Source organism: Streptomyces sp. NPDC052052, assembly GCF_040680455.1.
In the GTDB taxonomy this organism is placed as follows: domain Bacteria; phylum Actinomycetota; class Actinomycetes; order Streptomycetales; family Streptomycetaceae; genus Streptomyces.
In genome coordinates this window covers 110,359-132,032 of the sequence record NZ_JBFAWU010000015.1, presented here as the reverse complement: position 1 = coordinate 132,032, position 21,674 = coordinate 110,359, and the positions used below count along the sequence as shown (strand labels likewise).

The window sequence follows — 21,674 nt, the reverse complement described above, 5'->3', positions numbered from 1 at the left end:
GGGTCCGTGAGTGAGCCCCGCCCTTCCGACCGGCATGACGACTCCGATCCCGACGAGACCTTCGCGGAGATCGTCGACGAAGCGACCCAGCGCGACCCCGACCTGGCGGTGATCGAGGCCGGGAGCCGTACGCTGCGCACCCGTTCCGGACCGCCTCAGGCCCCGGACGCCCCCGCCCGTCCCGCGGACCCCGAGGTGGACAAGGCGCTGCGCGCGGTGGAGCAGGAGCTCGCCGGCCGCTGGGGCGAGACCAAGCTCGAGCCCTCCGTGGCGCGCATCACCGCGCTGATGGACCTGCTCGGCGAGCCGCAGCGCGCGTACCCCTCGATCCACATCACCGGGACCAACGGCAAGACGAGCACGGCCCGCATGGTCGAGGCCCTGCTCGGCGCCTTCGACCTGCGTACCGGCCGTTACACCTCGCCGCACGTCCAGTCGATCACCGAGCGGATCAGCCTGGACGGCTCACCGATGGACCCCGAGCGGTTCATCGAGACGTACCAGGACATCAAGCCGTACGTGGAGATGGTCGACGCCCAGCAGCCGTACCGGCTCTCCTTCTTCGAGGTGCTGACGGGCATGGCGTACGCGGCCTTCGCCGACGCCCCGGTCGACGTCGCCGTCGTCGAGGTCGGCATGGGCGGCAGCTGGGACGCGACGAACGTCATCGACGCCTCGGTCGCCGTGATCACGCCCATCTCGCTGGACCACACCGACCGGCTCGGCTCCACGCCCGCCGAGATCGCGGGGGAGAAGGGCGGGATCATCAAGCAGGGTGCCACCGTCATCCTCGCGCAGCAGCCGGTCGATGCCGCCCAGGTCATACTGAAGAAGGCCGTCGCGGTCGATGCCACGGTCGCCCGGGAGGGCATGGAGTTCGGTGTCGTCTCCCGAGAGGTCGCCGTCGGCGGCCAGCTGCTGACGCTCCGCGGACTGGGCGGCGAGTACGAGGAGATCTTCCTCCCGCTGTACGGCGCCCACCAGGCGCACAACGCCGCGGTGGCGCTCTGCGCCGTGGAGGCGTTCTTCGGGATCGGTGCCGAGCGGCCCGGCGCACTCGACGCCGACACGGTCCGTCAGGCCTTCGCCTCGGTGATCTCGCCAGGCCGCCTCGAAGTCGTCCGCTCCAGCCCGACCGTCGTCCTGGACGCGGCCCACAACCCGGGGGGCGCCCGCGCCACCGCCGACGGGATCTCCGAGGCGTTCGCGTTCTCCCGGCTGATCGGCGTGGTCGGGGCCAGCGACGACAAGGACGTCAAGGGGCTGCTCGAAGCCTTCGAGCCGATCTTCGCCGAGGTCGTCATCACCCAGAACTCCAGCGCGCGCGCGATGGACGCCGATGCACTGGCCGCCGTCGCCGTCGAGGTCTTCGGCGACGAACGCGTCCAGGTCGAACCGCGCCTCGACGACGCCATCGAGGCGGCGATCACCCTGGCCGAGGAAGAGGACGAGTACGCGGGCGCCGGCGTCCTGGTGACCGGCTCCGTGATCACGGTCGGCGAGGCCCGGCTTCTCCTGGGAAGGCACTGACCGACGTGCGTACGCTCTGTGCATCGACATTGATCGGTGAATTCTTCGTGATCGGCTTCGCCGGACTCGTCGCGATGAAGTCCGACGACCTGACGACCAGCACGGTCTGGACGGTCTGCGGTATCGGCATGCTGCTGTCCGTACTGCTCTGCGGGATGCTCAGCCGCCCCGGTGGAATACAGCTCGGCTGGGCGTTGCAGATCGCCCTGGTGCTGAGCGGTTTCTTCGTGCCGATGATGTTCATCCTCGGTGTCGTCTTCGGCGGACTGTGGTGGGCCTCGGTCCATTACGGTCGCAAGATCGACGAGGCCAAGGCCCGCTGGGCGGCCGCCCAGGAGGCGGCCGAGACCCCGGCCACCGGCTGATCCGCCGCCCTGTGGCCAAACCCGGCCGCAGACCCGCCCCCGTACCCCTGTAGCCTCGCCTCACCGCACTCGCATGCCTCCAAGGAGCCGCACATCATGACCCAGCGCACCCTCGTCCTCCTCAAGCCCGACGCCGTCCGGCGCGGACTCGTCGGCGAGATCGTCGGGCGGATCGAGCGCAAGGCCGGCTGGCGGATCACCGCACTGGAGATGCGCACCCTCGACCGCGCCACGCTGGAGCAGCACTACGCCGAGCACGTCGGCCGCCCGTTCTACGAGCCGCTCGTCGAGTTCATGCAGTCCGGTCCGATCGTGGCGCTGGTCGCCGAGGGCGAGCGGATCATCGAAGGTATCCGTACACTGGCCGGCCCCACCGACCCGATCGCCGCCGCGCCCGGCTCGATCCGTGGCGATTTCGGCACGATCACCAGGGAGAACCTCATTCACGCGTCGGACTCCGAGGAGTCCGCGGAGCGGGAACTGAAGCTTTTCTTTCCGGGACTTTCCTGACCTCGCATCAGCCGTTCAGCGCTGGTGACCCGGGGCGACCGAATTAATTCGGTCGCCCCTCGGCATACCGGCCCGAATCGCGGGAACGCATCACTCCGACGTAACGTCACCATGAGTGGAACGACCACCCGTTCCGCCGACACCGGCGCAGGGCCCTCGCGCGATGTCCGTGCATACGGCACTACGATGGAATCTTCCACGCCCGCAGCGCTCACCTCGCCGACCAGAACAAGCCGTCATCGCTTTCTCGGAAGGCCCGACGCATCCTCAATGGGGAACAAGGGGAACTCAATGTCGTTCATCGGCCGTGACATGGCTATCGACCTCGGGACTGCCAACACGCTGGTGTACGTCAGGGGGCGAGGCATCGTTCTGAACGAGCCGTCCGTCGTGGCCATCAACACCAACACCGGCGGAATCCTGGCGGTCGGTTCCGAGGCCAAGAAGATGATCGGGCGCACGCCGGGCAACATCGTTGCCGTGCGCCCCCTGAAGGACGGCGTGATCGCCGACTTCGAGATCACCGAGCGGATGCTCCGCTACTTCATCCTGAAGATCCACAAGCGCCGCTACCTGGCCCGCCCGCGGGTCGTCGTCTGTGTTCCCTCCGGCATCACCGGAGTCGAGCGACGCGCCGTCATCGAGGCGTCGACGCAGGCCGGCGCGCGCCAGGTGCACATCATCGAGGAGCCCATGGCGGCGGCCATCGGTTCCGGGCTGCCGGTCCACGAGGCCACCGGCAACATGGTCGTCGACATCGGCGGCGGCACCACCGAGGTCGCGGTCATCTCGCTCGGCGGAATCGTCACTGCCCAGTCCATCCGGGTCGCCGGTGACGAGCTGGACAACGCGATCATCCAGCACATCAAGAAGGAGTACTCGCTCCTCCTCGGTGAGCGCACCGCCGAGCAGATCAAGATCACGATCGGTTCGGCCTACGACCTGGACAAGGACGAGCACACCGAGATCCGTGGTCGCGACCTGGTCTCGGGACTGCCCAAGACCGTGGTCATCTCGGCCGCCGAGGTCCGCAAGGCCATCGAGGAGCCGGTCAACGCGATCGTCGACGCCGTGAAGACCACGCTCGACAAGTGCCCGCCCGAGCTGTCCGGCGACGTCATGGACCGGGGCATCGTCCTCACCGGCGGTGGCGCGCTGCTGCGCGGACTGGACGAGCGGCTGCGCCGCGAGACCGGCATGCCGATCCACATCGCCGAGGACCCGCTGGACTCGGTGGCGCTGGGATCCGGCAAGTGCGTCGAGGAGTTCGAGGCACTCCAGCAGGTGCTGGACGCCCAGCCCCGCAGATGACCGGCTCCACCCGGGGACATCGGACACCCCACACGCAGTCAGCTGTGCGGGCCGCTGCCGCTCCGTACGGCCGAACGTTGATATACAGGCACGAACATTCCGACGAGGAAGGCACGGCCGCCGCACGTGAGGGACACACGAGAGAGCCGGCTGCTCCTGGTGCTGCTGATCGCCATCGCGTTCGCATTGATCACGGTGGACATCCGCGGCGGTGAGGGGTCACCCGTGGACGGCGCCCGGCGGGCCGCCGCCGCGGCCTTCGGGCCGGTCGAGAACGGCGTCGCGGCGGCTGTCGACCCGGTGGGCAACGCCATAGGGGCCGTACGCGACTCCGGGACACGCCACAACCGGATCGCACAGCTGGAACAGCAGAACGCCGCGCTCAGGACGAAGCTCGGCAGCGACGACCAGAACCGCAACCGGGTCCGCGAGCTCGACAAGCTGCTGAAGAACTCGGCCGCCGGACAGTACGGCATCAAGGCCGCCGAGGTCATCGCCATAGGAGCGGCCCAGGGCTTCTCCTGGACGGTCACCATCGACGCCGGGGCCAACGACGGCATCGAGCGCGACATGACCGTCATCAACGGCGACGGACTCGTCGGAAGGGTCACCACCGTCGGCCCGAGCACCGCCACGGTGCTCCTCGCCAACGACCCCGACTTCACCGTCGGCACCCGCATGGAGAAGACCGACGAACTCGGCTTCGCCACCGGCCAGGGCACCCAGCCGCTGTCCGTCCAGTTCCTCAACGGCAAGGCCAAGGTGGAGAAGGGCGACCGCCTCGTCACCTTCGGCTCCAGCAAGAACAAGCCGTTCGTGCCCGGCGTCCCGGTCGGCGAGGTCGTCCGGGTCGACCCGTCCGGCGGCGGCCTGACGCGCACCGTCTACGTCCGCCCGTACGTCGGGTTCACCAGGCTCGACATCGTCGGCATCGTCGTCCAGGCCCCGCGCGAGGACCCCCGCGACATGGTCCTGCCGAAGGCGACGGCCAAGCCCGCCAAACCCAAGCCCACCCCGACCGTCACCGTCACGATCTCGCCCAACGGCGACATCGTCGACACCGAAGGCAACGTCGTCGGGAACATCCACGAAAGCCCCGACCCCAGCGGCAGCCCGGACCCGAGCACCAGTCCCAACGCCGCACCGAGCGCCCACAACGCGGTAGACGAACAGAGGTAGAGCTGATCCCCATGCGCGTGAACCGGACTCTGCTCTCCGTCGTCCTGGTCGTGGTCGCCCTCGTCATCCAGGTCTCCGTGCTTGCCCGCCTCCAACTCCCCGGCGCCGTACCCGACCTGCTGCTCCTCGTCGTCCTCGGACTCGCCTTCGTGTACGGCCACGTCAGCGGCGCCCTCATCGGCTTCGGCGCGGGACTCCTCGCCGACCTGGCACCGCCCGCCGACCACGCCGCCGGGCGCTACGCACTGGTCCTCTGCGTCATCGGCTACCTCGCCGGACTGGCCAAGCCGGAGAACGGTCAGCTCAAGTCGGCCTTCGTACCGATGGTCGCGGTCGTCGCCGCGGCGATCGGCTCCACGCTGCTGTACGCCATGGTCGGCGCACTCGTCGGCGACACGGCGGCCCGTCATGTGGGCCTCGGCAACCTGCTGTTCACCGCGGCCGTGTACGACCTGCTCCTCGCACCGTTCGTGGTGCCCCTGGTCATGGCGATCGCCAGACGCACGGTGAACGATCCGCTCACCGACCCGTCCGGGGGCGGTGACGTCGCCGCCGGCTGGCTGTCCACCGGCACCGGGCTGCGGATCGGAAGCCAACGCGGCGGACTGCGGGGCAGGGCCGTCCGCAACCGCGCCGCACGTGCCGCACGGATCAAGGGAGTCAAGCGACTGTGAGGCTGCACCACGGCGGGGCCGCGCCCCGTACCTCCGGCCCGACCACCACCGGGGGCGCCCCGTGAGCAACATCCCCGAGACCGGCCGCACCCAGCGGGTCCGGATCCGTCTCGTCGTCATCCAGATCCTCGTCTTCTCCCTGCTGCTCACGCTCGGCGGGCGCCTGTGGTACCTCCAGATCCGCAACGGCCAGGAGTACAGCGACAAGGCGAAGAACAACCACGTCCAGCAGGTCGTCCAGCCCGCCGTCCGCGGCTCGATTCTCGACGCACGCGGCGTTCCCCTCGCCGACAACGAGACCCGACTGGTCGTCTCCGCCAGCCGCACCGAACTGATGAAGATGGACGACGACGGCAAGGGCGTGCTGACCCGGCTCGCCGATGTCCTCGGCATGGAGCCCAAGGAAGTCATCGACAAGGTCCGGCTCTGCGACTCCAAGACCCCGCAGCCCTGCTGGAACGGTTCGCCGTACCAGCCGATCCCGGTCACCGACGAGGCCACCACCCAGCAGGCCCTCCAGATCCGCGAACGAACCGAGGACTTCCCCGGCATCACCGCCGAACCCACCGCCGTACGCCGCTACCCCTCGCCCGGCAAGGCCAACACCGCCCAGGTCCTCGGCTACCTCTCGCCCGTCACCGACGAGGAGATCACCAAGGCCCAGGACACCGACTCGCCGTACCTGCGCTCCGACCAGGTCGGCCGCTCCGGACTGGAACGCACCTACGACAAGGAGCTGCGGGGCAAGGCAGGGGTGACCCGCTACGAGGTCGACAACCTCGGCCGGGTCATCGGCGAGGCCAAGAACGACGAGGCGGTGGCCGGATCCAGCGTCATCACGTCGATAGACGCCCGGGTCCAGGCCGTCGCCGAGTACGAGCTCAACGAGGCCATGAAGACCGCCCGTCAGTCCTTCGACAAGAACACTGGCGAGAACTACAAGGCCGACTCCGGCGCCGTCGTCGTCATGGAGGCCAAGACCGGCCGCGTCGTCGCCATGGCCTCCCTGCCCAACTACGACCCCAACTCCTGGGTCGGGGGTATCTCCGCCAAGGACTACGCCAAACTCACCGGCAAGAACTCCAACTTCCCGCTCCTGAACCGGGCCATCCAGGGCCAGGCGGCCCCCGGCTCGATCTTCAAGGTCGTCTCCTCGACCGCGGCGGTCAACGCCGGCTACGCCTTCGACGGCCACTACCCCTGCCCCAGCTCGTACAGCGTCGGCGGCCAGGTCTTCAAGAACTTCGAGTCCCAGGGTTACGGCGACATCACCATCGGACGCGCCCTCGAGGTCTCCTGCGACACCGTCTACTACGGCATCGCGCACAAGGAGTGGCTCAAGGACGGCGGCATGAACCCGAAGAAGAACGCCAAGGACTGGTTCTACAAGACCGCCCACCAGTTCGGCCTCGGCAAGGAGACCGGCATCGACCTCCCCAACGAGGTCAGCGGCCGTGTCCCCGACCGCAAGTGGAAGCAGGACTTCTACGAGGCGAACAAGGACGCCTGGTGCAAGCAGGGCAAGAAGGACGGCACGTACGTCGAGAAGATCGCGTACGAGAACTGCCTCGAAGGCGACAAGATGCGCGCCGGTGACTCCGTCAACTACTCGATCGGCCAGGGCGACACCCTCGTCACCCCGATCCAGATGGCGACCATCTACGCCGCCATCTCCAACGGCGGCACGCTCTACGACCCCACCGTCGGCAAGGCGATCGTCAGCGGTGACGGAAAGACCGTCAAGGAGATCGAACCCACGTCGCACGGCAAGCTGCCCTTCACCAGCAAGACCCGCAACCAGATCGACAGCGCTCTCGCCGGAGTCGCGACCCGGGGCTCGGCCGCCTGGCGATTCGGCGGCTGGCCGCAGGACAAGATCCCGATGCACGCCAAGACGGGTACCGCCGAGGTCTACGGCAAGCAGACGACGTCGTGGTTCGCCACGTACACCAAGGACTACTCGATCGTCATGACGATCTCCCAGGGTGGTACCGGATCCGGCGCCTCCGGGCCCGCCGTGCGCAACATCTACGACGCGATCTACGGACTCGACGACGCCGGCAACCAGGACCTCAAGAAGGCACTCCTGCCCACCCCGCAGAAGTCCCTGCCGAAGATCCAGCACGACGGCTCGATCGAGGCCCCGCAGATCAAGCCGTACGACCCCAACTCACAGAAGGTCCCCGAGGGCCAGACCCTCGCCGCAGTGGTCGGGAGGCGTGACTGATGGCCGGCTTCTCCGTCTCGCGGTACGCCCCCGAGCGCTCCACCTGGGGCAAACTCGCCGCCCGGGACTCCGTCGTCCGCAAACTCGACTGGCCGCTGCTCGGATCCGCGATCGCGCTCTCCTTCATCGGCTCCCTGCTGGTCTACTCCGCCACCCGCGGGCGTGACTCGCTCACCCACGGGGACCCCTACTACTTCCTCTTCCGCCACGCCCTCAACACCGGCATCGGCTTCGCCCTGATGATCGGCACGATCTGGCTCGGCCACCGCACCCTGCGCGGCGCCGTCCCGATCCTCTACGGCCTCTCGGTGCTCCTCGTGCTGGCGGTCCTCACACCTCTCGGCGCCACCGTCAACGGCGCGCACGCCTGGATCATCATCGGCGGCGGCTTCTCGCTCCAGCCGTCCGAATTCACCAAGATCACCATCATTCTGATCATGGCGATGCTGCTGGCCGAACGCGTCGACGCGGGCGACCAGCTCCACCCCGACCACCGGACCGTGGCGAAGGCCCTCGGCCTGGCCGCCGTCCCCATGATCATCGTCATGGGAATGCCGGACCTCGGCTCCGTGATGGTCATGGCCGTCATCGTGCTCGGCGTCCTTCTGGCCTCCGGCGCCTCGAACCGCTGGGTCTTCGGCCTCCTCGGCACGGGCGTCGCCGGTGCCGTCGCCATCTGGCAGCTCGGCCTGCTCGACGACTACCAGATCGCCCGCTTCGCCGCGTTCGCCAACCCCGCGCTCGACCCCGCGGGCGTCGGCTACAACACCAACCAGGCACGCATCGCGATCGGCTCCGGCGGCCTCACCGGAACCGGCCTCTTCCACGGCACCCAGACCACCGGCCAGTTCGTCCCCGAACAGCAGACCGACTTCGTCTTCACCGTCGCAGGGGAGGAACTCGGCTTCCTCGGCGCCGGGCTGATCCTCGTTCTGCTCGGCATCGTCCTCTGGCGCGCCTGCCGCATCGCCCGCGAGACCTCCGAGCTCTACGGCACGATCGTCGCCGCCGGGATCATCGCCTGGTTCGCCTTCCAGGCGTTCGAGAACATCGGGATGACCCTCGGCATCATGCCGGTCGCCGGACTTCCCCTGCCGTTCGTCTCGTACGGCGGGTCCTCGATGTTCGCCGTCTGGGTAGCCGTCGGACTGCTCCAGTCCATCAGGGTGCAGCGCCCGATAAGCGCCTGACCCGGGACCGCGGGACTGCCCATCCGCAGGCAACGCGTCTAGATTCGGTGCATGGCGGACTCCAAGCGAGAGATCGAGCGGAAGTACGAAGCCACCACAGCCACCCGGCTTCCCGACCTCAGCCGGGTGGCCGGGGTCTCGGCCGTCGCGCACCAGGGCGTCAGCGACATGGACGCCGTCTACTACGACACCGAGGACCTCCGGCTCATGGCCGGCTCCCTCACCCTGCGCCGCCGCACCGGAGGAAGCGACGCCGGCTGGCACCTCAAGTTCCCGGTCGCCACCGGTATCCGGGACGAACTCCGGCAACCCCTCTCCGACACCCTCCCGCGCCCCTTCGCCGGCCTGCTCCGCTCCCGGATCCGCACCAGCGCACTCGTCCCGGTCGCGCGCCTGCGCACCAGCCGTGACGTCCACCACCTCCTCGACACCGACGGCGCGCTGCTCGCCGAGGTCAGCGTCGACACCGTGCGGGCCGAACGGCTGACGGGCACCGGCGCCACGGCCGACTGGACCGAGATCGAGGTCGAACTCGCCGACGACGGCGACCCCGCCTTCCTCGACGCCGTCGAACACCGGCTGCGGACGGCCGGCATCCACCCCTCCGCACTGCCGTCCAAGCTGGCCAGGGCGCTCGCCGAGACCGGCCCCCCCGAGCAGCACGAGCACGACCGGAGCACGAGCCCGGCGACACCACCCACCACGGCCGGCGACCACGTCCTCGCGTACGTCCGCCACCAGACCGAGGCGATCACCGACCTCGACCCCGCCGTACGCCGCGACCTCCCCGACTCCGTGCACCGGATGCGCGTCGCGACCCGCAGACTCCGCAGCGCGCTGCGGACCTACCGGAAGATCCTCGACCGACACGTCACGGACCCGGTCTGCGACGAGCTGAAATGGCTGGCGACCGAACTCGGCGTCGAGCGCGACCAGGAGGTCCTCGAGGCCCGGCTGCGGACCGCCCTCGATCGCCTGCCCCGCACCCTGACCCTCGGCCCCGTCGACGCCAGGCTCCGCCTGTGGTCGGTGGCGCGCCACGGCGGCTCCCACCGGCGGACCGTCGCCGTGCTCGACGGGGAGCGGTACCTGGCACTCCTGGAGAGCCTCGACGCCCTGCTCGCCGCCCCGCCGCTGCTGCCCGCGGCCTCCAGCGCCCCCGGACGGGCACTGCCGCGTGCGGTGCTCAAGGACTACGAACGCCTCGCCGCCCGGGTCGCCCACGCCCTGGACCTCCCGCCCGGCCACGACCGGGACCTCGCCCTGCACGACGCCCGCAAGGCCGCCAAGCGCGCCCGCTACGCCGCGGAGGCGGCCCGGCCCGCGCTCGGGAAACCGGCCAGGCGGCTGGCCCGGCGGATGAAGGCCGTCCAGAGCCTCCTCGGCGACCACCAGGACAGCGTCGTGGCCCGCGAGGCCCTGCGCACCCTGGCCGTCCAGGCACACGCGGCGGGGGAGCCGACGTTCACCTGGGGCCTGCTGTACGGGCGGGAGGAGGCGGAGGCCGCCGACCGCGAGCGGGAGCTGCCGCAGGTGTGGCACCGGGCGTCCCGGCCGCGATTGCGGGCGGCGCTGGAAGGCTGAGCGCCGGGGTACGCTTGATGGTCACCCTTGCCCGCTCTCGAAAGTGCGCGATGTCTGTCGATTCGGTCTTCCCACAGCTCGAAGCTCTGCTCCCGCATGTGCAGAAGCCCATCCAGTACGTCGGCGGTGAACTGAACTCCACCGTCAAGCAGTGGGACGAGTGCGACGTCCGCTGGGCCCTGATGTACCCGGACGCGTACGAGGTCGGACTCCCCAACCAGGGCGTCATGATCCTCTACGAGGTGCTCAACGAACGCCAGGGCGTCCTCGCCGAGCGCACCTACAGCGTGTGGCCGGACCTCGAAGAACTGATGCGCAAGCACCAGGTCCCGCAGTTCACCGTGGACAGCCACCGCCCGGTCAAGGCGTTCGACGTCTTCGGGCTGAGCTTCTCGACCGAGCTCGGCTACACCAACATGCTCGCCGCCCTGGACCTCGCGGGCATCCCGCTGGACGCCCGGGACCGCACCGTCGACGACCCGATCGTGCTGGCCGGCGGCCACGCCGCGTTCAACCCGGAGCCGATCGCGGAGTTCATCGACTGCGCGGTCATCGGCGACGGCGAGCAGGCCGTCCTGGAGATCACCGAGATCATCCGCGCCTGGAAGGCCGAGGGCCGCCCCGGCGGCCGGGAAGAGGTGCTGTTCCGGCTGGCGAAGACGGGCGGCGTGTACGTCCCGGGCTTCTACGACGTGGAGTACCTCCCCGACGGCCGCATCGGCCGCGTCGTGCCCAACAGGTCGGGTGTGCCGTGGCGGGTGTCCAAGCACACCGTGATGGACCTCGACGAGTGGCCGTACCCGAAGCAGCCCCTCGTGCCGCTCGCCGAGACCGTCCACGAGCGGATGTCCGTCGAGATCTTCCGCGGCTGCACCCGCGGCTGCCGTTTCTGCCAGGCCGGCATGATCACGCGCCCCGTGCGGGAGCGAAGCATCACCGGCATCGGCGAGATGGTCGAGAAGGGTCTCAAGGCGACCGGCTTCGAGGAGGTGGGCCTGCTCTCGCTCTCCTCCGCGGACCACACCGAGATCGGCGAGATCGCCAAGGGCCTCGCCGACCGCTACACCGAGGACAAGATCGGCCTCTCGCTGCCCTCCACCCGCGTCGACGCCTTCAACGTGGACCTGGCCAACGAACTCACCCGCAACGGCCGTCGCTCGGGTCTCACCTTCGCCCCCGAGGGCGGGTCCGAGCGCATGCGCAAGGTCATCAACAAGATGGTCTCGGAGGAGGACCTCATCCGTACCGTCGCCACCGCGTACGGCAACGGCTGGCGTCAGGTGAAGCTGTACTTCATGTGCGGGCTGCCCACCGAGACCGACGAGGACGTCCTCCAGATCGGTGACATGGCGGTCAACGTGATCGCCAAGGGCCGCGAGGTCTCCGGCCAGAACGACATCCGCTGCACGGTCTCGATCGGCGGCTTCGTGCCCAAGCCGCACACGCCGTTCCAGTGGGCCCCGCAGCTCGGCGCGGAGGAGACCGACGCCCGGCTGGCCAAGCTCCGCGACAAGATCCGGGGCGACAAGAAGTACGGCCGCTCCATCGGTTTCCGCTACCACGACGGCAAGCCCGGCATCGTCGAGGGCCTGCTCTCGCGCGGCGACCGCCGCGTCGGCTCCGTCATCCGCGCGGTCTACGAGTCCGGCGGCCGCTTCGACGGCTGGCGCGAGTACTTCAGCTACGACCGCTGGATGACCGCGGCCGACAAGACGCTGCCCGAGTACGGCGTGGACGTCGACTGGTACACCACCCGCGAGCGGACCTACGAAGAGGTCCTGCCCTGGGACCACCTGGACTCCGGCCTCGACAAGGACTGGCTCTGGGAGGACTGGCAGGACGCGCTCGACGAGACCGAGGTCGAGGACTGCCGCTGGACCCCGTGCTTCGACTGTGGCGTCTGCCCTCAGATGGACACGAGCATCCAGATCGGCCCCACCGGCAAGAAGCTGCTGCCGCTGTCGGTCAAGAAGTAGCCGCCCGGTCCGGGTGACAGATCGGTGACGACGGCCCGGTCCGGGAAACTCCGGACCGGGCCGCCGCGTCATGCACGGCATGGACTACGGCAAGCCCCAGGCCCCGGGGCACTACGAAGCCGGCGAGGGCTGCCTCACCGCCCTGATTCGGATACCGGTCCGGATCGTGGTGCTGGTGATCGTGCTGCCCGTACGGATGGTCTGGGACGCCCTGGCGGCGGGCGCCCGCGCCGTCGACCGCAGCCTGCTGCGCCCGCTGGGCCGGGCCCTGTCGCGGCTGTTCGTGACGGTGGTGGTGGCCCCCGCGGTCTGGCTGTACCGGGCGGTGCTCACCCCGCTCGGGCGGGCTCTGCTGTGGCTGGCCGCGGCGGTCCTCGTGTGGCCGTGGGTCGCGCTCTGGCGGTATGTGCTGGTACCGGTGGTGCGCTACGGACTCGTGGCGCCGGTGGCGTGGCTGTACAGAGCGGTGCTCACGCCGCTCGGGCGCGGGCTGCGCCGGGTGTACCGCGACCTGCTCGTCCCTGCCGCGCGGTGGATCGCCGCCGCGGCCGGCCGGTTGCTCACTGCCTTGTTCGTGCGCCCGGTGGCCGTCCTGTGGCGGTGCGTCCTGGTCCCTCTCGCGCTCGCCGTCGGCTGGCTGGTGGACCAGCTGGTGGTACGGCCGTCGGTCTGGGTGTACCGGGCGGTGCTCACCCCGCTCGGTCACGGCGTCGTCCGGCTGCTCGTCCTGCTGGCGCGCGGGATCGCCGCCGTCGCGCGCGGACTGTGGGCGGTGGCGGTGTGGCTGGTCGAGCGGCTGCTCGTCGCCCCGCTCGTCTGGTTCTGCCGCCGGGTACTCGTCCCGGTGTGCCGGGAGACCGTCGCCGCCTTCGGTGTCGCCTGGCGCATCGCGGGACATGTCTCGCGGGCCGTGGGCCGGGCCGTCGCCTGGCTGGTGTGGCATCTGATCGGGGCGCCCGCCGTCTGGATCCACCGCGCGGTGTGCACCCCGGTGGGGCATTTCCTGCGGGACGCCGTCTGGGCCCCCGCGAGGAGGGCCGCCGTCGAGGTGGCGCGTACGGCCCGAGCGGCGCTGCGTACGGCCCGCGCGGCCGTGGCACGGGCGCGCCGGGACGCGTGGCGGGCACTGGTCGGCGGGCCCGGGGTGCCCGAGCTGCGGGAACCGGGGGGCGCCCATGCGCGTACTCTGGGTAGTACAACGACTGTGCCCCGCGCGGCGCCCGAACCAGAGATCTCCTCGCTCGGAGAGCAGAACGCCGAGCGGGGGTGAGCCGGACCGGACACCCCGGGCCATCCGCATTTCGAGGGCGGCGTGCCACCGCGTCCGCCCCGCACCGAGGAGAAGAACCACTGGGCAAGCGACAGCCCGAAGGCCCGCCGCCCGCACCGGCGGTGCAGCGCATCCGACTGCGCTACACCAAGCGCGGCCGCCTCCGGTTCACCAGCCACCGTGACTTCCAGCGTGCCTTCGAGCGGGCACTGCGCCGCTCCGAGGTGCCCATGGCCTACTCGGCGGGCTTCACTCCGCACCCGAAGGTGTCGTACGCCAATGCCGCCCCCACCGGCACGGGCAGTGAGGCCGAGTTCCTGGAGATCGCGCTCACCGAGGCCCGGGATCCGGCCGTGCTGCGCGAGCAGCTCGACGCCTCGCTCCCGGACGGTCTGGACATCACCGACGCCGTGGAGGCCCGTACCTCGGGTCTCGCCGAGCGGCTGACCGCGTCTGTCTGGGAGCTGCGCCTCGACGGAGTCACCACCGAGGAGGCCGTCAAGGCCGTGGCCGCTTTCAACGGGGCCGAGACCGTCGAGGTCCAGCGCCGGGCGAAGAACGGCGTGCGGACCTTCGACGCCCGTGGCGCCGTGGTCGACCTGCAGGTCCTTGATCCACAGCCTGATAGGCCCGCGGACAGGCCCTGTGCGATACTGCGGCTGGTTGTACGGCACGTGACACCTGCCGTGCGGCCCGACGACGTCCTGTCCGGTCTCCACGTTGTGGCCGACCTGGCGCCGCCGGTCCCCGCAGCGGTGACCAGGCTGGCGCAGGGGCTCTTCGACGAGGAGTCCGGCACGGTGACCGACCCGCTCGCGCCCGACCGCGAGGCAGCCCCGGCCGCTCCACCCACGGCCGCCGGGACCGCCGTCGCGACGGCGCCGGAAGGTGCAGGTTCCGCGTAAGGCGGTCGTTGCAGCGCAGTCCTGCGACTCGGGAGCCACCTGGGTCGGACCGCGCGATGACCCATAAGACTTTCGCCAGGCCGTCCGCACTTCGCGTACGGAACCGGCGAGCCAGACATTGAGTTCCCGTGCGGCGCCCGCGCCCCGGACGGCGGTCTCGCGAACATCACGCGGACTGTGCCGGACCGGAACCGGACGCGGCGCCCGGGAGCCTGACGGGAGAACCGCCCGCATGCCCCAGTCCATCGAACCCGGCACCACCGGGAACATCGAAGAGAACAACGCCCCCGGGGACAAGCTGCCACCGCGCCGCAGGCGCCGTGCAGCGTCCCGCCCGGCAGGCCCGCCGGTGGCGGAGGCGCAGAGCAGCGCGGCCCCGGCCATACCGGCCGTTGACGCCGCAGTGTCCGAGAACACCGCCGAAGCCGAGAGCGCTCCGGCGGCAGAAGCCGCGCCGCCGGTGCGTGCGCGTCGCCGTGCGGTGCGCAAGGCGACGTCCCCGGCCCGTGCGCCGAAGGCCGCCGAGGCCGTCGAGGAAGCCACTCCCGCAGCAGCCGAGCCGGTTGCCGAGCCCGAGGCGGAGGCCGTGGAAGCGGCTCCGCCGGCCCGCGGACGTCGTCGTGCGGTGCGCAAGGCGACCGCTCCGGCCGGTGCGCCGAAGGCCGCCGAGCCCGTCGCGCCCGAGGCCGCTGTCGAGCCCGAGCCGGTTGCCGAGCCCGAGGCGGAGGTCGTGGAGGCGGCTCCGCCGGTGCGCGGACGTCGTCGTGCGGTGCGCAAGGCGACCGCTCCGGCGGGTGCGCCGAAGGCGGCCGAGGCCGTCGAGATCGTCGAGGAAGCGACGCCCGCGGCAGCCGAGCCCAAGCCCGAGCCGGTCGCCGAGCCCGAGCCGGCCGCTGCCGCGCCGCGCGGTCGTACCCGGCGCAGGGCATCGGCTCCGGCCGGTGCGCCGCAGCATGTGGAGGCGGCGGCCGAGCCTGCCGCGCCCACCGAAGCCGAGGAAGCCGAAGCAGTGGTCACCGAGGCGGCCGAGCCCGTCGAGGCTACGAAGGCCCCGCGCGGACGCCGTCGTGCGGTGCGCAAGGCGACCGCTCCGGCGGGTGCGCCGAAGGCCGCCGAGGCCGCTGAGATCATCGAGCCCGCCGAGGTCGTCGAGGAAACCGGCGAGAGCCTGCCCGAGGCCGCGGTCGAGGAGCTGGCCGCCGAGCCCGTCGAGGTCGAGGAAGCGGCCCCGCGCGGCCGTCAGCGCCGCAGGGCCACTGCCGCTGCCGGACGGCCGGAGTTCACCGGCAGGGCCGAGGAACCCGCGCAGAAGAGCCGTCGGGTGACGCGCCCCGCCGTGGCCGTGTTCCAGGCGCCGGTCTTCTCCGAGCCGATGTTCCAGACCCCGGAGACCGCGGCCGCCGCCGCTGCCGCTTCCCGTCACGTAGAGGCCCCGGAAGAGATCGAGCCGGCCGAGGAGCCGACCGCCACCCCGGAGGCCGCCGAGGCCGCGCCGCAGGGCGGTTCGCGTCGCCGTCGCCGCCGTCGCGGGGAGGCCGCCGAGCCGGCCGCCGCTGCCGCGGTGGAGGAGCACGTGGAGGAGCTCGAGCAGGAGGCCGAGGCCGAGGCCGAGCACGAGGGCGGGGAGACGGACGAGTACGGGGACCGGCCTTCGCGCCGTCGCCGTCGCGGAGGCCGTCGCCGTCGTCGTGGCGAAGCCGGTGAGGGTGACGAGGCCGCGGAGCAGCACGGCGAGGAGGCCGCTGCCGAGCACGCCGAGGAGGACCAGGAGCACGCCCAGGAGGCGGAGGAGCACGAGGAGCACGAGGAGCACGGGGAGGACGAGACGTCCGCCGGCTCCAGCAGCAGCCGTCGTCGCCGTCGTCGCCGTCGTCGCAGTGGTGACGTCTCGGCCGAGGCCGAGGGTGCGGCGGACGACCCGGAGCGTACGGTCGTCAAGGTCCGCGAGCCCCGCAAGAAGGAGGAGCGCGAGCACGGCACGGGCTTCGACGAGGTTCAGTCCATCAAGGGCTCGACCCGTATGGAGGCGAAGAAGCAGCGCCGCCGTGAAGGCCGTGAGCAGGGCCGTCGTCGTGTCCCGATCATCACCGAGGCCGAGTTCCTGGCGCGCCGCGAGGCCGTCGAGCGGGTGATGGTCGTCCGGCAGAACGGCGAGCGCACCCAGATCGGCGTGCTCGAGGACAACGTGCTCGTCGAGCACTATGTCAACAAGGAGCAGTCCACCAGCTACGTCGGCAACGTCTACCTGGGCAAGGTGCAGAACGTTCTGCCGTCCATGGAGGCGGCCTTCGTCGACATCGGCAAGGGCCGCAACGCCGTCCTGTACGCCGGTGAGGTGAACTTCGAGGCCCTCGGCATGGCCCACGGGCCGCGCCGCATCGAGACCGCGCTCAAGTCCGGCCAGTCCGTCCTGGTCCAGGTGACCAAGGACCCGATCGGCCACAAGGGCGCCCGTCTGACCAGCCAGGTCTCGCTGCCCGGCCGGTACCTGGTCTATGTGCCCGAGGGCTCGATGACCGGCATCAGCCGCAAGCTGCCCGACACCGAGCGGGCCCGGCTGAAGACCATCCTCAAGAAGATCGTTCCCGAGGACGCCGGTGTCATCGTCCGTACCGCGGCGGAGGGTGCGAGCGAGGACGAGCTGCGTCGCGATGTCGAGCGGCTGCAGCAGCAGTGGGAGGACATCCAGAAGAAGTCGAAGAGCACCGGCAGCTCCAACGCGCCGACGCTGCTGTACGGCGAGCCGGACATGACCGTCCGGGTTGTCCGCGACATCTTCAACGAGGACTTCTCCAAGGTCATCGTCAGTGGCGACGACGCATGGGAGACCGTCCACGGGTACGTCTCCCAGGTGGCGCCCGACCTGACGGACCGGCTGTCGCGGTGGACCTCCGAGGTCGACATCTTCGCGACGTACCGGATCGACGAGCAGCTGATGAAGGCGCTGGACCGGAAGGTCTATCTGCCGAGCGGCGGCTCGCTGGTGATCGACAAGACCGAGGCGATGGTCGTCGTCGACGTCAACACCGGCAAGTTCACCGGGCAGGGCGGCAACCTCGAGGAGACCGTCACCAAGAACAACCTGGAGGCGGCCGAGGAGATCGTGCGCCAGCTGCGGCTGCGGGATCTCGGTGGCATCGTCGTCGTCGACTTCATCGACATGGTGCTGGAGTCCAACCGGGACCTGGTGCTCCGGCGTCTGCTGGAGTGCCTGGGACGCGACCGTACGAAGCACCAGGTCGCCGAGGTCACCTCGCTGGGCCTGGTCCAGATGACCCGGAAGCGGGTGGGCCAGGGCCTCCTGGAGTCCTTCTCCGAGACCTGCGTCCACTGCAACGGGCGTGGCGTGATCGTGCACATGGAGCAGCCGACCTCGGTCGGTGGCGGTGGCAACGGCAAGCGTTCCAAGAAGCGCGGTCGGGGCGGCGCGGGCCATGAGCACGAGCTGGACCACGAGCACGTGGCCGAGCGTGTGTCCGAGGCCGAGGCCGAGACCGAGGCCGAGGTCGCCGCCGAGGTGGCTGCCCCGGTTGCGCTGGCCGAGCCGGAGTTCGCCCCGGACGAGGAGCTGTACAGCAGCGCCGCCGAGGCCGAGGCAGCTGCCTCCCGCGGTCGCGGCCGACGCCGTGCGACCCGTAGGACGTCGGCCCCGAAGGCCGCGGCGGCGCCCGCCCCGGCTGCCGAGCCGGAGACGGTCGTGGTCGTGGAGCCGGCGCCCGAGACGGTCGTGGTCGTGGAGCCGGAGCCGGTCGTCGAGGCGCCGCAGCCCGAGGTGGCCCCCGAGGCCGCCCCGCCGCGTGCTCGCCGTCGGGCGACCCGCAAGGCGACCGCCCCTGCGGGCTCGCCGGCCCCGGCCGAGCCGGTCGAGGCTCCCGTGTCGGCCAAGGCCTCCCCGGCTGCCGAGCCGGAGACGGTCGTGGTCGTGGAGCCGGCGCCCGAGACGGTCGTGGTCGTGGAGCCGGAGCCGGTCGTAGAGGCGCCGCAGCCCGAGGCCGCCCCGCCGCGTGCCCGTCGCCGGGTGACCCGCAAGGTCACCGCCCCCGCGGGCTCGCCCGTAGGCGCGGACGCGGCAGAGGTCGTCGTGGTCACCGGTCCCACCGAGCCGAAGCCCGAGGCCGAAGCGGAGCCCGCTGCCGAGCCGGTCGATGCCGGCCAGGCTCCGGACACCGGGGAAGCGCCGGCCCCGGCGAAGAAGACGGCCCGGAAGACCGCGAAGAAGGCCACCGCGAAGAAGGCGGCTGCCAAGGAGACTGCGGCCAAGGAGACTGCGGCCAAGAAGACGGCGGCGAAGAAGACGGCGGCCAAGAAGACGACCGCGAAGAAGACTGCGGCGAAGAAGACGACCGCCAAGAAGACTGCGGCGAAGAAGACGGTCGCCGCGGAGCAGTCGTCGCAGACAGCGGTATCGGTCGACAGCGCGAGCTGACCGACGATCGCTGTGCGATGAAGGGGGTGCGGGCCCCGCAGGGGTCCGCACCTCCTTTTTTCATGCGGTGGCGGATGCGGAGCGTTCGGGGCGCATCCGGTTGTGCGTTACCTTCAGGAAACCGGCTGTGAAAACCCTGATAATGTGACGCGGCTGTCGTCGCATATGTCGTTCCTAAGAATGCTTATCGACGTGGTCGCTAGTCTTGGTTTGAGTAAATTGTCCTTTATGTCACGAATATGCGAGTTTCGCGACATGGGGCGATTTTGTCCGCACTGTATCGAAACGGAATCGGCCATGTGCCGGGGCGGCGGAGCCTCATCCGGCATTCGCATGCCCCTGGAGTCATCGCCGCCCACAGCTCTTGCGTTGTTCGAGGAGGATGTCCATGTCGAGCGACACCAGGGAACCCATCCCTGCGGCGCGGCCGGTGATCGGCGAGGAGGAGATCGAGGCCGCCGTGCGCGTGCTGCGCAGCGGCCGGGTCGTACAAGGCCCGGAGGTCGCGGCCTTCGAGGAAGGCTTCTCGGAGCTGGTCGACGGACGCCACTGCGTCGCGGTCAACTCGGGCACCTCGGCGCTCCATCTTCTGCTGCTCGCCCTGGGGATCGGCCCCGGTGACGAGGTCATCGTCCCGTCGTTCTCCTTCGCGGCCTCCGCCAACGCGGTCCGCCTGGTCGGTGCCGACGTGGTCTTCGCGGACATCGAGCCGGGCAGCTTCTGTCTGGACCCGGCCGCCGTCGAGGCAGCCGTCTCACCCCGCACGGCCGCGATCATGCCCGTCCATCTGTACGGTCACCCGGCCGCCATGGACCGGTTGATGCCGCTGGCCGACAAGCACGGCCTCGCCGTGGTCGAGGACGCCTGCCAGGCACACACCGCCGCCCTGGGCGACAAGCCGGTCGGCGCCTTCGGTGCCGGTGGCACCTTCAGCTTCTACCCCACCAAGAACATGCACTCCCTCGAAGGAGGCATGGTCACCACCGCCGACGCCGAGGTCGCACGCACCCTGAGGCTGCTGCGCAACCAGGGTATGGAGCAGCGGTACGCCAACGAGATCGTCGGCGCCAACATGCGTATGACCGACGTCTCCGCCGCGGTCGGCCGCGTGCAGCTCGGAAAGGTGCACGGCTGGACCGAGCAGCGGCGCGCCAACGCCGCCTACCTCGACCGGCACATCAGCGCGCCCGGCGTCACCGTGCCGCCCGTTGCCGAGGGGGCACGCCACGTTTACCACCAGTACACCATCAGGGTGCAGGGTGACCGTGACGCGGCCATGGCCAGGCTGACCGAGGCGGGCATCGGCAACGCCGTGTACTACCCGACCCCGATCCACCGGCTGAAGCCGTACTGGGAGCCCGACCAGAAGGCGGGCCGGATCTGGGACCTGCCGGAGACCGAGCGCGCCGCCGCCGAGGTCGTCTCGCTTCCCGTGCACCCCTCGCTGTCGTCGGAGGACCTGGACCGCATCGTCGGCGCCGTGAACTCGCTGGGAGAAATACAGTGACCGCAGGACTGAGAGCCGGCCTGGTCGGCCTCGGCTCGATGGGCCGCCACCACGCCCGCGTGCTGGCCGGTCTGGAGGGCGTACAACTGGTCGGCGTCGTCGACCCGATGGGGGACAAGAACGGCTGGGCGCAGGGTGCCCCCGTCCTGTCCACGGTCGAGGAGCTCCTCTCCCTCGGAGTCGACTACGCGGTCGTGGCCTGCCCCACCGCACTGCACGAGGAAGTCGGCCTTCAGCTCGCCGAAGCCGGTGTCTGCGCGCTGATCGAGAAGCCGGTCGCCGACACCGTGGAAGGCGCCCGACGGCTGGTGGACGCCTTCGAGTCGCGCGGTCTGGTGGCAGGCGTCGGCCACATCGAGCGCTGCAACCCGGCACTGCGGTCGCTGCGCTCCCGGCTGGAGGCGGGCGAACTGGGCGAGGTCTTCCAGGTCGTCACCCGCAGGCAGGGGCCGTTCCCGCACCGCATCGCCGATGTCGGCGTGGTCAAGGACCTCGCCACCCATGACATCGACCTGACCGGCTGGGTGACGGGGCAGACGTACACCTCGATCGCGGCCCACACCGTGTCGAAGTCCGGTCGCCCGCACGAGGACATGGTCTCCGCCGTGGGCCAGCTCTCCGACGGAACCATGGTCAACCACCTGGTCAACTGGCTGAGCCCGCTCAAGGAGCGCTTCACCTCCGTCACCGGTGAACGCGGCACCTTCATCGCCGACACCCTCACCGCCGACCTCACCTTCCACTCGAACGCCGCCGTGGCCACCGAGTGGGAGGCGCTCCAGGCCTTCCGCGGTGTCTCCGAGGGCGACATGATCCGGTACGCCATTGCCAAGCGCGAGCCGCTGCTGGTCGAGCACGAGCTGTTCCGGGACGCGGTGCGCGGCGTCTCGAAGGACATCTGCACGCTGCGGGAGGGGCTGCGTACGGTCGAGGTCGCCGCAGCGGTACTGGAATCGGCGAGGAGCGGACGCACCGTCACGACCTTCGTGGAGGAGCTGGCCGCACATGGGACCTGAGATC

15 protein-coding genes are annotated in these 21,674 nt (G+C 70.4%); all 15 read left to right on the top strand.

Translation table 11 applies throughout. From position 1 onward, the window contains the following. Positions 1-6: 6 nt before the first annotated feature. The 15 genes from AB0L71_RS19630 (at position 7) to AB0L71_RS19560 (ending at position 21,670) form a co-directional block, all read left to right on the top strand. The gene (locus AB0L71_RS19630) at positions 7-1,530 is read left to right on the top strand and encodes a folylpolyglutamate synthase/dihydrofolate synthase family protein (RefSeq protein ID WP_365244202.1); all 1,524 of its coding nucleotides are present in this window, start codon (positions 7-9) and stop codon (positions 1,528-1,530) included. A gap of 5 nt (positions 1,531-1,535) precedes the next feature. Beyond that, positions 1,536-1,895: a DUF4233 domain-containing protein gene (locus AB0L71_RS19625; protein WP_365244200.1), complete on the top strand. Its 360-nt coding sequence runs from the start codon at positions 1,536-1,538 to the stop codon at positions 1,893-1,895. Between the two features lie 96 nt (positions 1,896-1,991). Beyond that, positions 1,992-2,405, top strand: coding sequence for a nucleoside-diphosphate kinase (gene ndk, locus AB0L71_RS19620; RefSeq protein ID WP_365244198.1), 414 nt, complete (start codon positions 1,992-1,994; stop codon positions 2,403-2,405). A gap of 291 nt (positions 2,406-2,696) precedes the next feature. Beyond that, positions 2,697-3,716 carry a rod shape-determining protein gene (locus AB0L71_RS19615; RefSeq protein WP_055599051.1) on the top strand — a complete coding sequence of 340 codons (1,020 nt, stop codon included), beginning with the start codon at positions 2,697-2,699 and terminating at the stop codon, positions 3,714-3,716. Between the two features lie 126 nt (positions 3,717-3,842). Then, positions 3,843-4,895 (top strand): rod shape-determining protein MreC, encoded by a 1,053-nt coding sequence (mreC, locus tag AB0L71_RS19610; protein WP_365244196.1) that lies wholly within the window; start codon positions 3,843-3,845, stop codon positions 4,893-4,895. 11 nt (positions 4,896-4,906) lie between these two features. Further along, positions 4,907-5,569, top strand: coding sequence for a rod shape-determining protein MreD (gene mreD / locus AB0L71_RS19605; protein WP_365244194.1), 663 nt, complete (start codon positions 4,907-4,909; stop codon positions 5,567-5,569). 61 nt (positions 5,570-5,630) lie between these two features. Beyond that, positions 5,631-7,796, top strand: a complete 2,166-nt coding sequence (gene mrdA / locus AB0L71_RS19600) for a penicillin-binding protein 2 (protein WP_365244192.1) — start codon at positions 5,631-5,633, stop codon at positions 7,794-7,796. Further along, on the top strand, positions 7,796-8,986 hold the full coding sequence (rodA, locus tag AB0L71_RS19595) for a rod shape-determining protein RodA (RefSeq protein ID WP_365244190.1): 1,191 nt from the start codon (positions 7,796-7,798) through the stop codon (positions 8,984-8,986). The genes mrdA and rodA overlap by 1 nt, the downstream gene beginning before the upstream one ends. A gap of 51 nt (positions 8,987-9,037) precedes the next feature. Then, positions 9,038-10,570, top strand: a complete 1,533-nt coding sequence (locus AB0L71_RS19590; protein WP_365244188.1) for a CYTH and CHAD domain-containing protein — start codon at positions 9,038-9,040, stop codon at positions 10,568-10,570. A 50-nt stretch (positions 10,571-10,620) separates the two neighbouring features. Further along, positions 10,621-12,546 (top strand): TIGR03960 family B12-binding radical SAM protein, encoded by a 1,926-nt coding sequence (locus AB0L71_RS19585; RefSeq protein ID WP_365244187.1) that lies wholly within the window; start codon positions 10,621-10,623, stop codon positions 12,544-12,546. 79 nt (positions 12,547-12,625) lie between these two features. Next, entirely contained in the window at positions 12,626-13,816 is a 1,191-nt protein-coding gene (locus tag AB0L71_RS19580) for a hypothetical protein (RefSeq protein ID WP_365244185.1), read from the top strand. Between the two features lie 122 nt (positions 13,817-13,938). Beyond that, positions 13,939-14,721 carry a TIGR03936 family radical SAM-associated protein gene (locus AB0L71_RS19575; protein WP_365244183.1) on the top strand — a complete coding sequence of 261 codons (783 nt, stop codon included), beginning with the start codon at positions 13,939-13,941 and terminating at the stop codon, positions 14,719-14,721. A gap of 232 nt (positions 14,722-14,953) precedes the next feature. Further along, positions 14,954-19,147, top strand: a complete 4,194-nt coding sequence (locus AB0L71_RS19570; RefSeq protein WP_365244181.1) for an Rne/Rng family ribonuclease — start codon at positions 14,954-14,956, stop codon at positions 19,145-19,147. A 388-nt stretch (positions 19,148-19,535) separates the two neighbouring features. Further along, complete coding sequence (locus AB0L71_RS19565; RefSeq protein ID WP_365244179.1) at positions 19,536-20,654, top strand: DegT/DnrJ/EryC1/StrS family aminotransferase; 1,119 nt, start codon at positions 19,536-19,538, stop codon at positions 20,652-20,654. Continuing rightward, positions 20,651-21,670 (top strand): Gfo/Idh/MocA family oxidoreductase, encoded by a 1,020-nt coding sequence (locus AB0L71_RS19560; protein WP_365244177.1) that lies wholly within the window; start codon positions 20,651-20,653, stop codon positions 21,668-21,670. The genes AB0L71_RS19565 and AB0L71_RS19560 overlap by 4 nt, the downstream gene beginning before the upstream one ends. Positions 21,671-21,674: the final 4 nt, after the last annotated feature.

Coding starts and splice junctions, on each gene's coding strand:
- AB0L71_RS19565 (WP_365244179.1), top strand. CDS start 19,536: ATGTCGAGCGACACCAGGGAACCCATCCCTGCGGCGCGGCCGGTGATC.
- AB0L71_RS19585 (WP_365244187.1), top strand. CDS start 10,621: ATGTCTGTCGATTCGGTCTTCCCACAGCTCGAAGCTCTGCTCCCGCAT.
- AB0L71_RS19580 (WP_365244185.1), top strand. CDS start 12,626: ATGGACTACGGCAAGCCCCAGGCCCCGGGGCACTACGAAGCCGGCGAG.
- rodA (WP_365244190.1), top strand. CDS start 7,796: ATGGCCGGCTTCTCCGTCTCGCGGTACGCCCCCGAGCGCTCCACCTGG.
- AB0L71_RS19590 (WP_365244188.1), top strand. CDS start 9,038: ATGGCGGACTCCAAGCGAGAGATCGAGCGGAAGTACGAAGCCACCACA.
- AB0L71_RS19615 (WP_055599051.1), top strand. CDS start 2,697: ATGTCGTTCATCGGCCGTGACATGGCTATCGACCTCGGGACTGCCAAC.
- ndk (WP_365244198.1), top strand. CDS start 1,992: ATGACCCAGCGCACCCTCGTCCTCCTCAAGCCCGACGCCGTCCGGCGC.
- AB0L71_RS19570 (WP_365244181.1), top strand. CDS start 14,954: ATGCCCCAGTCCATCGAACCCGGCACCACCGGGAACATCGAAGAGAAC.
- mreD (WP_365244194.1), top strand. CDS start 4,907: ATGCGCGTGAACCGGACTCTGCTCTCCGTCGTCCTGGTCGTGGTCGCC.